Genomic DNA, 13,480 nt, shown 5'->3' on the forward strand with positions numbered 1-13,480 from the left:
GTAACGGGTACGCAGCCGGCTCTTGACACGTGGTGGTCACGGGGCCGTAACCTGATGACACTTGATTCAATAGTGAATAGATATCCAGAAGGTGACGATGGACACGATCCTGTCGGTGGACCAGGGCACCACCAACACGAAGGCGTTGCTCGTCGACGGTTCCGGGACGGTGCTCAGCCGCGCGTCGGCCTCGGCAGGCGTCACCTTCCCTCGCCCAGGCTGGGTCGAACAGGACGCGGAGGAGCTGTGGCGCAGTGTCCTGATCGCGGTACGGGACTGCCTCGACGCCGCAGGTGGCCCGACCCCGACCGCAGTCGCCGTGTCCAACCAGCGGGAGTCCGTCGTCGGGTGGGACCGCCGCACCGGCCGGCCAATCGGCCCAGTGCTCAGCTGGCAGGACGCCCGAGCGGACGACAAGTGCCGGCAGCTGACCGCCGCCGGGCTGGCCGAAACCGTACGCCAGCGGACCGGACTGCCGTTGGACCCGATGTTCTCCGCGCCCAAGATGGCCTGGCTGCTGGCGGCGGCAGGCCTGACCGAACCCGGTGCGGCAGAACGGGCCGGGATCGTCGTGGGCACGGTCGACGCCTGGCTCGTCTGGAACCTCACCGGTGGGGCAGTGTTCGCCTGCGAGGCCGGCAACGCCTCCCGAACGCTGCTGTACGACCTCACAACGCTGGACTGGGACACGGACCTACTGACCGCGTTCGGCGTACCCCGCGCGGTTCTGCCCCCCGTGCGCGCCTCCGACGCGGGCTTCGGGGTCACCGCCGACCTCGGCGTACTGCCGGCGAAGCTGCCGGTCGCCGCAGTGCTTGCGGACTCGCACGCCGCGCTGTACCAGCACGGCTGTCACCTGCCCGGTACAGCGAAGGCCACCTACGGCACCGGGACCTCCGTGATGGCGGCGGTCGCGCACCCCGACGTCCCGTCCGCCGGGGTGGCCACAACGCTGGCCTGGCTGACGGACAAGCCGACCTATGCCCGAGAGGGCAACATCATCGCGTCCGGCGCCGCGCTCGCCTGGATGGCCCGTACTCTCGGCCTGCCCGACGTAGGGCAGCTGGAGAAGGTCGCCGACGCGGTCGACGACGCCGACGGCGTGCACTTCGTACCGGCGTTCTCGGGTCTCGGCGCCCCGTACTGGGACCGGTCCGCGACCGGCATCCTCACCGGTATCACCGGCGGCACCGATCGGGCCCACTTGGCGATGGCTGCCCTGGAGAGCGTCGCCCACCAGGTCACCGACGTGCTCGAGGCGATCGAGGTCAACTCGACCGCGATCGACATGCTGCACACCGACGGTGCCGCCACCGCCAGCGGCCGGCTCATGCGGTTGCAGGCCGATCTGCTGGGCCGGTCGGTTCGGGTGGCCGACGCGGTGGACACGTCCGCGCTGGGCGCCGCGACGCTCGCCCGGCAGTCGCTCGGCCTGGCCGACGCCGACGCGGCGGTGTCTGCAGGCATGCTCGTCGAGCCCACCATGGCGGCCGAGGCCCGGGGTCGGCGCCGCACCGAGTGGGCCGCAGCCGTTGCGCGGTCCAGGGTCGGCCGGGTGTCTGACCTTCCGGACATCGGCGACTGACCGACCCGCACGAGCCGCGACCCGTCCGCGACAACCCCGACGAGAGGAGCACCTTCGCGATGACGCAGACAACCCGACAGTCCGCCGTAGCGTTGCTACGCCGTCCCTCGGTGATCGGCGGTACGTGCCTGGTGGCGCTGCTGATCGCGATCGCGTCCACCACCAAGGTGGTCGATGCGGAGGAAGCCGCCGTCGCGGGTGCGGCGCAGCAGTTCGACGCCGCCGGGTACGCCGCACAGCGCTACGACACGGAGGTGGTGCCGGCCATCGAACAGAACGCGGTCGACATCGCCCAGCTGCTGGAGGCGGTCACGGCCGACCCGGCGGCGGCCGGGCAGGAGTACGGGCACCGCGACGGCCCGAACGCCCGCTACGCCTTCGCCGCCACCGGCACCGGCGTGGCCGGACCGGTCGCGGGCACCCTGCTACCACTGCAGATCGACGGGCTGCCCGAGGGGGTGCAGGTGAGTTTGCAGGTCGGGCCAGCGATCAACGGCACCGCGCTACGCGATGCCGCCGGCTTCATCACCTTTGACCAGTTCCTCAACCAGCTGGAGTACGCCGACGCCGCCACCGAGCTGAACAACCAGGTGAAGGCGAAGGTGCTGGCGGGGTTCGACGCCGAGGCCGCGGTTGGCAAGCAGGTGTCGTTCGTGGGTGCGTTCACCTACGGCAGCAACCCGGAGCTGATCCAGGTGACGCCGGTCGAGCTGGCGGTGGCACCGTGACCACCGCCGGTCCGGTCGTGATGCGTACCCGTGCGGTCAGCAAGGTGTACGGCGGCACTCAGGCGCTCACCAGGGTCGACTTCAGCGTCCGTGCCGGCGCCGTCACCGCCCTGTTCGGCGAGAACGGCGCCGGCAAGTCCACCTTGATGAAGATCCTGGCCGGGGTGGAGACGCCGTCGAGCGGGGTGATCGAGATGGACGGCACGCCGGTGACGTTCCGGTCTGCCGTTGACGCCGTCCGGCACGGGGTCGCGATCATTCACCAGGAACTCAACCTGTGTCCGAACCTCAGCGTCACCGACAACTTGTTCCTCGGACGTGAGCGCACCGGGCGCGGAGGCCTGCTCGAAACTCGGGGGCAGCGGCGAATCACCACGGCCCTGCTGGACCGGCTGGAGGAGCCGATCGACCCAGACGCCCTGGTCGGTGACCTGCGCCTAGGTCAGCAGCAGATCGTCGAGATCGCGCGTGCGATCTCGCTCGACACCCGGGTTCTGATCATGGACGAGCCGACGTCCGCGCTGAGCGCAGCCGAGGTCGAGGTGCTGTTCCGGGTCATCCGCGAGCTGACCGGCAATGGCGTGGCGATCGTCTACATCTCCCACCACCTGGAGGAGGCGCTGGAAATCGCCGACGACGTCGCTGTGCTGCGCGACGGAGCGCTCATCGCCACCGACGACGCCGCCAACGTCGACCTGAACTGGATCATCGCGAACATGGTTGGTCGTAGCCCGGACGACCTGTACCCGAGGCTGACGACTCCGGCGGGCGAGCCACTGCTGCGGATCCGCGGCGTGAGCGTCGTGGACGCGACCAACCCGGCTCGCCTAGCCGTCGACAGCTTGGACCTGACCGTCCACGCCGGCGAGGTGGTCTGTCTGTACGGGTTGATGGGCGCTGGCCGTACCGAACTTCTGGAGGCGCTCGCCGGCCGGCTACCGCTGCACACTGGATCGGTCACGGTAGCCGGCCAGGACGTCGCCTCGGCGGGCATCGCCGAGCGGATCGACCTAGGGCTCGTACTGGTTCCCGAGGACCGGCAACGGGACGGCCTGGTGCAGACCATGTCGGTCGGCGAGAACCTGTCACTGGCGGCGATCCGGCGGCTCCGGCTCGGGCCGCTCATCGCCCGGGCGAAGGAAGCCGGCGCGGTCGGCCGAACGATTGCCAGTGTCACGGTGAAGGCCGCCGGCGCCGGTGCGGCGATCACTTCACTGTCCGGCGGCAACCAGCAAAAGGTGGTGATCGGCAAGGCGCTGCTGACGGAGCCGCGGGTGCTGCTGCTGGACGAGCCGACCCGGGGTATCGACGTCGGCGCCAAGGCGGACATCTTCACACTGATGGCGGACCAGGCCCGGCAGGGTGTCGCGGTGCTGTTCGCCACCTCAGAACTGGGCGAGGCGCTGAACGCCGCCACCCGGGTGGTGGTGATGTACCGCGGCCGGGTGGTGCAGATCCTGGACCCGGCGACCACCAGCAAGGAGCAGCTCATGGCGGCCTCCGGCGAGGCCACGCCGCCGCCACCGTCGAATGGAGCGACCGCATGACCAGCATCCGCACCAGCGAGCCGGCCACCGCGACGGCCGGCGAACGCCGGCCGACGGTGCGATCGGGACCGAGCTGGACCCGCCGGCTGGGCGACGCAGCCCTGGAGCTGCGGGCGTTCATCGCCCTCGCCGTCATCGTGGTCATCTTCGCTTCGCTGTCCGACACCTACCTGACCAGCAGCAACCTGATCACGATGACCCGCCATGTGGCGATCAACGCCATTCTCGCGCTGGGCATGCTGTTCGTCATCCTCACCGGCGGAATCGACCTGTCTGTCGGCTCGATCGTGGGGCTGTCCGGCATCGTCGCCGGGGTGCTGCTGCAGGGCTGGGAGATCAATTCCTTCGACGTCGTCCTGTACCCGCAGGTGTGGGCGGTGATCGTCATCTCCCTCGCGGTGGGGATGCTGGTCGGCGCGGTCAACGGACTGCTCGTCGCACGATTCAACCTGGCCCCGTTCATCGCCACCCTCGGCATGCTGTACGTGGCGCGCGGCATCGCCATGCTGATCTCGGACGGCGCCACGTTCCCCCGGCTCGAAGGCAGCCCGGAATTGGGCAACACCGGCTTCGGCTTCCTTGGTCGCGGCCGACTGCTCGGTATTCCCACCTCAATCTGGATCATGGTGCTGCTGGCCCTGCTCGCGATGGTGCTGATCCGACGGATGCCGTTCGGGCGCTGGTTGTTCAGCGTCGGTGGCAACGAGCGGGCGGCCGAACTGTCCGGCGTACCGATCCGCAAGGTCAAGATGTGGGTCTACATGCTGTCCGGATTCTGCGCCGCCATGGTCGGTCTGATCATCGCCTCGGAGCTGACCTCGGCCGCGCCACAGTCCGGGGAGACCTTCGAACTCAACGCGATCGCCGCAGTAGTGATCGGCGGCGCGTCCCTGGCCGGCGGGCGGGGCACGGTCCGTGGCGCGTTGGTCGGCGCATTCGTGATCGGCTTTCTCTCCGACGGCCTCGTGATGGTCGGAGTCTCCACGTTCTGGCAAATCGTGATCAAGGGAGCGGTAATCATCCTCGCCGTACTGCTCGATCAGGGCCAGCAACGCCTGAAACGTTCCTCTGCGGCTACGGCAGCGAGGCAGGCATCCCCGTAGCCGTCCCCATCCCCCACAAATTCCCAACTGAGGAGGCAGCACCGATGTTCCGTTCTCCCGTAAGGCGGGCGGCCGCACTGCTGGTCGCCGGGACGCTCGCCCTGGCGGCGTGCGGCACCGACGACGGCACCGCACCGGCCACCGACGATTCGACCGACTCGGCCGGCGGGCTGATCGCCGTCATCACCCCGTCGCACGACAACCCGTTCTTCAAGGCAGAGGCCGACGCGGCAGTGGCCAAGGCCGAGTCGCTCGGCTACGAGACGACGTCAACGTCGCACGACGACGACCCCAACAAGCAGTCCGAGCTGATCGATTCGGCGATCAGCGCTGGGGCCAAAGCGATCATCCTGGACAACGCCGGCGCCGACGCGTCGATCGGCCCGATCCGTAAGGCGGTCGAGGCCGATGTGAAGGTCTTCCTCATCGACCGGGAGATCAACGAGACCGGCCTGGCCACCGCGCAGATCGTGGCGAACAATTCACAGGGTGCCGCGCTGGTCGCCGAGGAGTTCGTCCGGGCGATGGACGGTAGCGGCGGCTACGTCGAGCTGACCGGCAAGGCCTCCGACACCAACGCCGGAGTTCGTTCCAGCGCCTACTCGGGTGTGATCTCGCAGTACCCGGACATGCAGCTGGTCGCCCAGGAGACGGCGAACTGGGACCAGCAGGAGGCGTTCACCAAGACTGAGACGATTCTGCAGACGAACCCGGAAATCAAGGGCATCATCGCGGGTAATGACACGATGGCGCTGGGCGCGCTGGCCGCGGTCAAGGCCGCCGGCCTGGGCGACAACATCGTCATCGCCGGCTTCGACGGCAGCCCGGACGCGGTGGCCGCGATCAAGGCCGGCGAGTTGCTCGCGACCGGCCTGCAGCCGGCCGTGCTGATCGCCGAAACCGCGGTGGAACAGGCCGACGAGGTGATTCGCACCGGTACCGCCAGTCAGCCCGAAAAGCAGTCCATCGACTGCGCCTTGATCACCGCAGACAACGCCGACTCGTACACCTTGTTCGCGCTGGAGTGACGTACGCCGCCCGGTAGGGGCGCTGGGAAGCTTTGTGCCCCTACCGGGCTCTGGTAACCTTCTAGTGAATCGGATTTCGGAGTTGAATAGATATGCCTAGTGAGCCGAGGTTCGGTGCCGGACTGTGGCACTTCGCCAGTTACGTCGACCGCTACGCGGTGGACGGCTACGCCCCCGCTGTCACCACCCTGGAAGCAATAGCCCGGGCGGGCGAGGTCGGTGAGCTGTCCGTGGTCGATCTGAACTACCCGTTCACTGCGGGAGTCGGCCTGTCCGAGGTGAAGGACGCGCTTGCCGAGGCCGGCCTGGCTGCCATCGGCATCACGCCGGAGATCTACCTACGCAGGTTCAGCAAGGGCGCCTTCACCAACCCGGACCCGGCGGTGCGCTCCGCCGCGCTCGACCTGATGCACGAGGCAGCCGGAGTCGTCCGCGAGCTCGGCGCCGACTACGTCAAGATATGGCCCGGTCAGGACGGCTGGGACTACCCGTTCCAGGTGGACCACCGGCAGCTCTGGGCGCTGGCCGTCGACGGCATGCGCGAGCTCGCTGGCGCTCATCCCGACCTGAAGTTCGCCATCGAATACAAGCCACGCGAGCCCCGGGTACACATGACCTGGGATTCCGCCGCCCGTTCGCTGCTGGGCATCCAACAGATCGGCCTGGACAACGTCGGGGTCCTGCTCGACTTCGGTCACTCACTGTACGGCGGAGAGTCGCCCGCCGACGCCGCTCAGCTGCTCATCGACCACGGCCGGCTCTACGGGATGGACGTCAACGACAACCTCCGCGGCTGGGACGACGACCTGGTGGTCGGAACCGTCCACCTCACCGAGATCTTCGAGTTCTTCTACACCCTGCGGGTGAACAACTGGGAAGGCGTCTGGCAGCTCGACCAGTTCCCGTTTCGGGAGGACAGCATCGAGGCGGCCCGGCTGTCGATCCGCTTCCTCAAAGCGGTGCACCGAGGTCTGGATCTGCTCGACATTCAGGCGCTACGCGAGGCGCAGCACCGCCAGGACGCGCTCACCGCGCAACGCCTGGTGCAGGACGCCCTGCTGCGTTCGATGGTGGTGGACCGATGAACGCGGCACCGGTCGCCGCCCCCGACACCCCGGCGCTGCCCGTCCTCGGTCGAATCGGCCCCGAGGCCGGCCGGGAGGCGATCATCGCGCACATCCGGGAGGGAGCCCGGCTTATCCGGCGGCGCGACATCAGCATGATCAACGCGGCCGGGCTGGGGCATGTCGGTGGCGAGTTCAGTGTCATCGACATCCTGGCCACCCTCTATCTGCACGTGCTGGAGATCTCCGCAGACCAACTGGATGATCCGGAGCGAGATCGGCTCATCCTGTCCAAAGGTCACGCGGCCGGCGCACTTTACGCCACGCTGGCCGCCGCCGGCCTGCTCGACCCGGTAGCCCTGGACACGTTCCTGCAGCCGCTGTCCAAGCTCAACGGACATCCCGACCGGACCAAGGTCCGCGGTGTCGAGGCCAACACCGGCCCGCTCGGGCACGGTCTGCCGATCGCGGTCGGCACCGCCCTGGCCGGCAAGCTCGACGGTTCCCGTCGACGCACCTTCGTCGTCCTCGGCGACGGCGAGTTGCAGGAGGGCTCCAACTGGGAGGCGATGATGGCCGCCGCACACCACCGGTTGGAGCGCCTCACCGCGATCGTCGACCGCAACCGGCTGCAGCAGGGTGCCCGGGTCGCCGACACCAACGAGCTGGAGCCGCTCGCGGACAAGATCCGTGCGTTCGGTTGGCAGTCGGTCGAGGTCGACGGACACGACCACGGCGCGCTGCTCGACGTGCTCACCCGCGCCCCGGCCGACGGCAAACCCACCTTCGTGATCGCCCACACGGTGAAGGGCCATCCGATCACCTTCATGAGCGACGAGGTCGCCTGGCACCACAAGGTCCCCGACGCCGACCAGGTTGCCACCGCCCTCGCTGAGTTGGAGACAGAGTGAGCACCTTGACGACCGATCAGGTCCTGCACGACTGCCGCGACGCCTACGCGGCGACCCTCGTCGAGCTCGCAGCAACCGATCCACGGATCGTCGCGGTGGTCAACGACTCGGTGGGTTCCAGCAAGCTGAGCGAGTTCAGCAGCAGATTTCCTGACCGGCTGATCAACGTCGGCATCGCCGAGCAGGACATGGTGGGCGTTGCCGCCGGCCTGGCCAACGGCGGGAAGATACCCTTCGTTTCGGCCGCCTCGTGCTTCCTCACCGCCCGCGCGCTCGAGCAGATCAAGGTCGACGCCGCGTACTCCAACCACAACCTGAACCTGTGCGGGATGAGCCCGGGCATGGCTTACGGCGAGCTCGGACCCACGCACCACTCGATCGAGGATCTGGCCTGGCTCCGTGCCATACCCAATCTCACGGTCATCGTGCCCAGCGACCCCGCCGAGACCGGGCAGGCGGTCCGCTGGGCGGCCGGGCATCCAGGGCCGGTCTTCATCCGGGTCAGTCGGATGGGCGTCGCTGCGGTCAACGCCGAGAACTACCGCTTCGTGGCCGGGCAGGCGGTCCGGCTCCGCGAAGGAACCGACATCACGATCATCGCCAACGGGACCGTCGTCTCCGCGGCGATGGAGGCCGCCGGGCTGCTGAGTCGGCTTGACATCGAGGCTCGCGTGCTGTCGATGCCGACCGTGAAGCCGCTCGACGTCGACGCCGTCGTGGCGGCGGCGCGGGACACCGGCGCGATCGTCACCGTCGAAGAGGCGCTGACCACGGGCGGCCTGGGCGGAGCTGTCGCGGAGACCGTTGTGCAGCACCATCCGGTTCCGGTCAGGTTCGTCGGCGTCCCCGGTGTGTTCGCGCCCACCGGTTCGGCCCGATGGCTGCTGGAGCACTTCGGGATCTCTCCCGCCGGCATCGTCGACGCGGCCCACCGGGTGCTTCGACGCTGACCCGCACGGGCTCTGAGTGGGCCGTGCTACGCGTGCGCCCTGCCGGCCCAAAGGCGGGCGCTACGATCGGCAGGGATCGGCCAACCGGCCCTCGGGCAAGTACCAGAGGGCAGCCACCAAGCCGCAGCTGAGGAGGATGTCGTCGGCACGAAACCACGAGCGGCATACAGCGACGACCAGGTTCGGCTTGTCGCGAAGGTCGCCCGCATGTACCACGAACGAAACATGCGGCAGACCAGCATCGCCGATGAGTTGCACATCTCGCAGGCACGTGTGTCCAGGCTGCTCAAACGAGCCACTGAGATTGGCATCGTCCGGACGATCGTGTCGCTGCCGGCCGGTGTCCACACCGACTTGGAGGAGGTTATCGAGCAGCAGTACGATCTACATGAGGCTGTGGTGGTCGATGCCTCGAGCGTGGATGACCTGCTCCCAGCTCTGGGCGCGGCGGCAGCCGACTACCTGGAGACCACCCTCACCGGCGGTGACCGGGTCGGCATCTCCTCGTGGAGCGCGACTCTGCTGGCCGCCGTCGAACGGATGCGTCCGTCCCGCACCCGCGTCGTTGATCAGGTCGTCCAGATCGTCGGTGGCGTCGGGAATCCTCGCGTGCAGGTACGCGCAAACCTGCTGATGAGCCGATTCGCGGCGATGACCGGAGCCGAGCCACTTTTCATGCCGGCGCCGGCGATGCTCGGCACCGAGGCTGCTCGCGAGGCGTTGTTGCGGGATCCCACCGTCGCGGAAGTGCTGCAGACCTGGCCTAAGCTGACGATGGCACTGGTCGGCATCGGCAGCCTCGAGCCCTCGCCGCTGCTACTCGAGAGCGGCAACGCCCTCGCGGAGCCTGACCAGGCGGCCCTACGCGCCGGCGGTGCCGTAGGGGATGTCTGTCTGCGGTTCTACGACGCCGTAGGTCAGGCCGTGCACACCCCGCTCGGCGACCGAATCCTTGGCATCAGTCCCACAGAGTTGCAGACGATTCCCCGGCGGGTCGCCGTCGCTGGCGGGCGGAACAAGCTCGCCGCCATCCGCGGCGCGCTGCTCGGCAAGCACGTCAATGTGCTCATCACCGATCTCACGGTCGCCCAACTCCTGGTTGACACCCCAGATCGACCTACTTCCCGGTAGCTCATCCGATTTGTTTCGCCGAGGCCAGCGAAACTGGTAAGTCTGGCAGGTCGACAAGATTGCCTACTGCCGCAGTCGACCGATGTCGCATCCTCCTCGAATAGGTATTCATAACCGATTTTCCTTGCAGCGCCCGACCGCTACTGGCATGATGAGGCGTGGACAACACGCGCTGGGAGCCCAGAAGCGCCGATGTTTCCGTGGCCGAGGGCAACGGCAACGGACGCACCCAATTCCTCGACGACGTAGCTGAGGGCAAAGGTCAGCAGTAGCTCGCCGGCCATCCGGCGAGAAGCAGGCCCACGCCCTCAGCTACGCCCATTCCGGCATCGCCGGCCTGCAATAGGCAGAGGAAGGGACGCCCCCGCCGAGGTCTGCCGGCTCGAAAACGCCATCTAGCGGACTCCGGCGTCGCGCGGTTACCGCGACGACGCTCGCTGTCGCATGCGCAGCGCCTACTGGTAAGTGTCAGCCCGGCCGATCACCCACAAGCACCGACGCCAATCAAGGCGAAACAGTGCACCCACCGGCACGGAATATTTATTCAGTGCCGACTACCCTTGCAGCTGCGATTCTCGTCTGCCATGATGACTGTCGATATGGCGTTCGGGAGACCGGGGGCGCTGCTCGTTCTGTGGCCGAGGGCAACGGCCGCAAACTCTCGTCCTTCATAACCGCAGCTGGGGCGGCAGCCGGCGACATGTCCGTTCACCTTCTGGCAGCAATGCGCTCAGCTCAGGTCCAGCTGCGCTATTCGCCGCCCATCGTCCTGACTAGGGCGGCAGAGAGGAAGCCCGATGAGGCTTGCCCACCACAAGAAAGCTCGACTGTCCGGACTCCGACGTAGCGCGCTGGCCGCGACCGCGCTCGTCGTGGCTTCCACCACGACAGTAGCCGTCGCCACTCAAGCCAGCGCCGCAGCCGGTTGCCGGGTTGACTACAACATCACCAGCCAGTGGTCTGGCGGCTTCGGCGCGACCATCGACATCACCAACCTCGGCGACCCGATCTCGGGCTGGACACTCCAGTTCACCTTCCCCGCAGGCCAGACAATCACTCAGCTCTGGAACGGCTCGGTCAGCCAGTCCGGGAGCAACGTGACCGTCAGAAACGCCTCTTACAACGGCAACATACCCACCAACGGCACCGTCAGCCCTGGGTTCAACGGAACCTGGAACAGCAGCAACCCGAAACCCACCTCGTTCACCTTGAACGGCACCGTCTGCACCGGCTCCACAGTCCCCACCACCCCACCTCCCACCACCGCACCACCACCCACCACCGCACCACCACCCACCACCGCACCACCACCCACCACCGCACCACCTACTCAGACGGTCTTCGCCGTCAACGCTGGCGGCAGCGCCTTCACCAGCTCGGACGGCACCGCCTTCGCCACCGACACGGGATTCTCCGGCGGCTCCACCTACACCGTCAGCGACCCCATCAGCGGCACCACTGACGACACCCTCTTCCAGAGCGAACGCTACGGCGACTTCAGCTACTCAGCCTCAGTGCCCAACGGCTACTACACAGTCACCCTCTACTTCGCCGAGGTCTACCACACCGCAGCTGGTCTCCGAAGCTTCGACGTCCTCATGGAGGACACCGAACAGGTCGGCGACCTCGACATCTTCGCTCAAGTCGGCGCGGACGCCGCCTACACCACCGAAAGCTCCGTAGCCGTCGGCGACGGCACCATCGACATCCAATTCGTATCCAACATCGAGAACGCAAAGGTCAACGCCATCAGAGTCGCCCGAACCAGCAACCCCGGCGACCCAGTGGCCGCCTTCACCGTCACCCCGACCAACCCCAAACCCGGCGACACCATCACCGTCGACGCCACCGCATCCTTCGACCTTGACGGCACCATCACCAGCTACCGCACCGACTACGGCAACGGCACCATCAAGACCGGCGCAGTCACCACGCACCAGTACCCCACCGCCGGCACCTACACCGTCACCGTCACCGTCACCGACAACGACGGCCGCACCAACTCACTCGCCAAGTCAATATCGGTACGAGCCGCATCCGCAAAACCGCGGGTCATCAACACAACCGACCTAGGTGCCGACCCGGACGACCTGCAGTCGCTCGTTCGTATGTTGGTGATGGCCAACGAGGTGGACCTGGAAGGCATCATCGGCAGCACCAGCTGCTGGCGGCCGACGCAGAGCTCCTCCAACATGAACAATCTACTCAATCCACGACTGAACGCGTACGGCCAGGTGCTGTCCAACCTGCAACGACACGCAGACGGTTACCCGAGCCTGTCGTACCTGCAGTCCATCTCGAAGTTGGGCCAGACCGGCTACGGCATGGACGCGGTCGGTTCGGGTAGGGACACCCCAGGATCAGAGCTGATTATCGCTGCGGTGGACCGAGACGATCCCCGGCCGGTTTGGGTCAACTTCTGGGGTGGCGGCAACACTTTGGCGCAAGCGGTCTGGAAGGTACAGAACACTCGCAGCCAGGCAGAGGTCAACCGGTTCATCAGCAAGCTCCGGGTGTACGACATCCTCGGTCAGGACGATGCGGGCGCGTGGTTGACGAAGAACTACCCGAACCTCGTCTACATCCGCGCAAAGAACCTGGTGTACAGCTGGCAGCCGTCGGACAGTTGGTTGGACTCCAACGTCCAGAACCACGGTCCGCTGGGGGCGCAGTACCCGGACAAGCAGTGGGCGACCGAGGGTGACACCCCGGCGTTCCTGCACCAGATCGCGAACGGGCTGACCGATCCGGACCACGTGGACTGGGGCGGCTTCGGCGGTCGGTTCGGCCCGGCCGAAAGGTCCGCTGTACGTGGTATGTCCTGCAGTGGTCGACTAGACCACGAGCCGTCGTTCGACCCCTACTACATGTACACCGACGCGTCGGAGGGTGGCAGCTCGATCAACCGGTGGAGCACCGCGATTCACAACGACTTCGCGGCCCGGATGGACTGGAGTATCACCAGCAGCTACTCCGGCGCCAACCATCATCCGATCGCCGTGCTCAACGGTGACACCACCAAGGATGTCCTGGAGATGTCCGCCTCCGCTGGCTCCAGTGTGAACCTCAGCGCAGCCGGCTCCAGCGACCCAGACGGCGACTCGCTGGCATACACGTGGTCGTACTACGACGAGCCCAGCTCGTACAACGGCAGCGTGTCGATCAGCAACAGCTCTGGCACCTCGGCCACGGTGCAGATCCCGTCGAACGCTGGCGGGCAGAGCATCCACATCATCCTGCAGGTACGTGACAACGGTTCGCCCAACCTGTACTCCTTCCGGCGGATGGTGATCAACGTCCGGTAGGTCGGGTCAGCCGCCGGCCGCGGAGACGGAGCGGCGGCCAAGGGGCGCCTCCCAGGCAGGACATTGTTGGACTGCCCGGGAGGCGCCCTGCTTCCTGTGGTCCGACCGACCAGCACGCCCGCCGCTCC

General features: G+C 67.2%; 10 protein-coding genes. All 10 read left to right on the top strand.

Going from position 1 to position 13,480, the window contains the following annotated elements:
• The first annotated feature begins 97 nt into the window (after positions 1-97).
• The 10 genes from ACFHWS_RS06360 (at position 98) to ACFHWS_RS06405 (ending at position 13,352) form a co-directional block, all read left to right on the top strand.
• The gene (locus ACFHWS_RS06360; protein WP_416556956.1) at positions 98-1,585 is read left to right on the top strand and encodes an FGGY family carbohydrate kinase; all 1,488 of its coding nucleotides are present in this window, start codon (positions 98-100) and stop codon (positions 1,583-1,585) included.
• A gap of 59 nt (positions 1,586-1,644) precedes the next feature.
• Positions 1,645-2,313 carry a DUF2291 family protein gene (locus ACFHWS_RS06365; protein ID WP_416556955.1) on the top strand — a complete coding sequence of 223 codons (669 nt, stop codon included), beginning with the start codon at positions 1,645-1,647 and terminating at the stop codon, positions 2,311-2,313.
• Positions 2,310-3,860: a sugar ABC transporter ATP-binding protein gene (locus ACFHWS_RS06370; protein ID WP_416556954.1), complete on the top strand. Its 1,551-nt coding sequence runs from the start codon at positions 2,310-2,312 to the stop codon at positions 3,858-3,860. Before ACFHWS_RS06365 ends, ACFHWS_RS06370 begins: the two co-directional genes overlap by 4 nt.
• Positions 3,857-4,963 carry an ABC transporter permease gene (locus ACFHWS_RS06375; RefSeq protein WP_416556953.1) on the top strand — a complete coding sequence of 369 codons (1,107 nt, stop codon included), beginning with the start codon at positions 3,857-3,859 and terminating at the stop codon, positions 4,961-4,963. The genes ACFHWS_RS06370 and ACFHWS_RS06375 overlap by 4 nt, the downstream gene beginning before the upstream one ends.
• 44 nt (positions 4,964-5,007) lie before the next feature.
• Positions 5,008-5,991 carry a D-ribose ABC transporter substrate-binding protein gene (locus ACFHWS_RS06380; RefSeq protein WP_416567803.1) on the top strand — a complete coding sequence of 328 codons (984 nt, stop codon included), beginning with the start codon at positions 5,008-5,010 and terminating at the stop codon, positions 5,989-5,991.
• A 92-nt stretch (positions 5,992-6,083) separates the two neighbouring features.
• Positions 6,084-7,076 (top strand): sugar phosphate isomerase/epimerase family protein, encoded by a 993-nt coding sequence (locus tag ACFHWS_RS06385; RefSeq protein WP_416556951.1) that lies wholly within the window; start codon positions 6,084-6,086, stop codon positions 7,074-7,076.
• On the top strand, positions 7,073-7,966 hold the full coding sequence (locus tag ACFHWS_RS06390) for a transketolase (RefSeq protein ID WP_416556950.1): 894 nt from the start codon (positions 7,073-7,075) through the stop codon (positions 7,964-7,966). Before ACFHWS_RS06385 ends, ACFHWS_RS06390 begins: the two co-directional genes overlap by 4 nt.
• Positions 7,963-8,916, top strand: coding sequence for a transketolase family protein (locus ACFHWS_RS06395; RefSeq protein ID WP_416556949.1), 954 nt, complete (start codon positions 7,963-7,965; stop codon positions 8,914-8,916). The genes ACFHWS_RS06390 and ACFHWS_RS06395 overlap by 4 nt, the downstream gene beginning before the upstream one ends.
• A gap of 324 nt (positions 8,917-9,240) precedes the next feature.
• The gene (locus tag ACFHWS_RS06400) at positions 9,241-10,047 is read left to right on the top strand and encodes a sugar-binding transcriptional regulator (RefSeq protein WP_416556948.1); all 807 of its coding nucleotides are present in this window, start codon (positions 9,241-9,243) and stop codon (positions 10,045-10,047) included.
• 797 nt (positions 10,048-10,844) lie between these two features.
• The gene (locus ACFHWS_RS06405) at positions 10,845-13,352 is read left to right on the top strand and encodes a nucleoside hydrolase-like domain-containing protein (RefSeq protein ID WP_416556947.1); all 2,508 of its coding nucleotides are present in this window, start codon (positions 10,845-10,847) and stop codon (positions 13,350-13,352) included.
• The last annotated feature ends 128 nt before the right edge of the window (positions 13,353-13,480 follow it).

This window comes from Micromonospora sp. LOL_013 (genome assembly GCF_048060315.1).
Lineage (GTDB): Bacteria > Actinomycetota > Actinomycetes > Mycobacteriales > Micromonosporaceae > Micromonospora_E.

Bases quoted from the DNA above. Each gene is read 5' to 3' on its own strand.
- ACFHWS_RS06375 (WP_416556953.1), top strand. From the start codon at position 3,857: ATGACCAGCATCCGCACCAGCGAGCCGGCCACCGCGACGGCCGGCGAA.
- ACFHWS_RS06385 (WP_416556951.1), top strand. From the start codon at position 6,084: ATGCCTAGTGAGCCGAGGTTCGGTGCCGGACTGTGGCACTTCGCCAGT.
- ACFHWS_RS06390 (WP_416556950.1), top strand. From the start codon at position 7,073: ATGAACGCGGCACCGGTCGCCGCCCCCGACACCCCGGCGCTGCCCGTC.
- ACFHWS_RS06405 (WP_416556947.1), top strand. From the start codon at position 10,845: ATGAGGCTTGCCCACCACAAGAAAGCTCGACTGTCCGGACTCCGACGT.
- ACFHWS_RS06380 (WP_416567803.1), top strand. From the start codon at position 5,008: ATGTTCCGTTCTCCCGTAAGGCGGGCGGCCGCACTGCTGGTCGCCGGG.
- ACFHWS_RS06360 (WP_416556956.1), top strand. From the start codon at position 98: ATGGACACGATCCTGTCGGTGGACCAGGGCACCACCAACACGAAGGCG.
- ACFHWS_RS06365 (WP_416556955.1), top strand. From the start codon at position 1,645: ATGACGCAGACAACCCGACAGTCCGCCGTAGCGTTGCTACGCCGTCCC.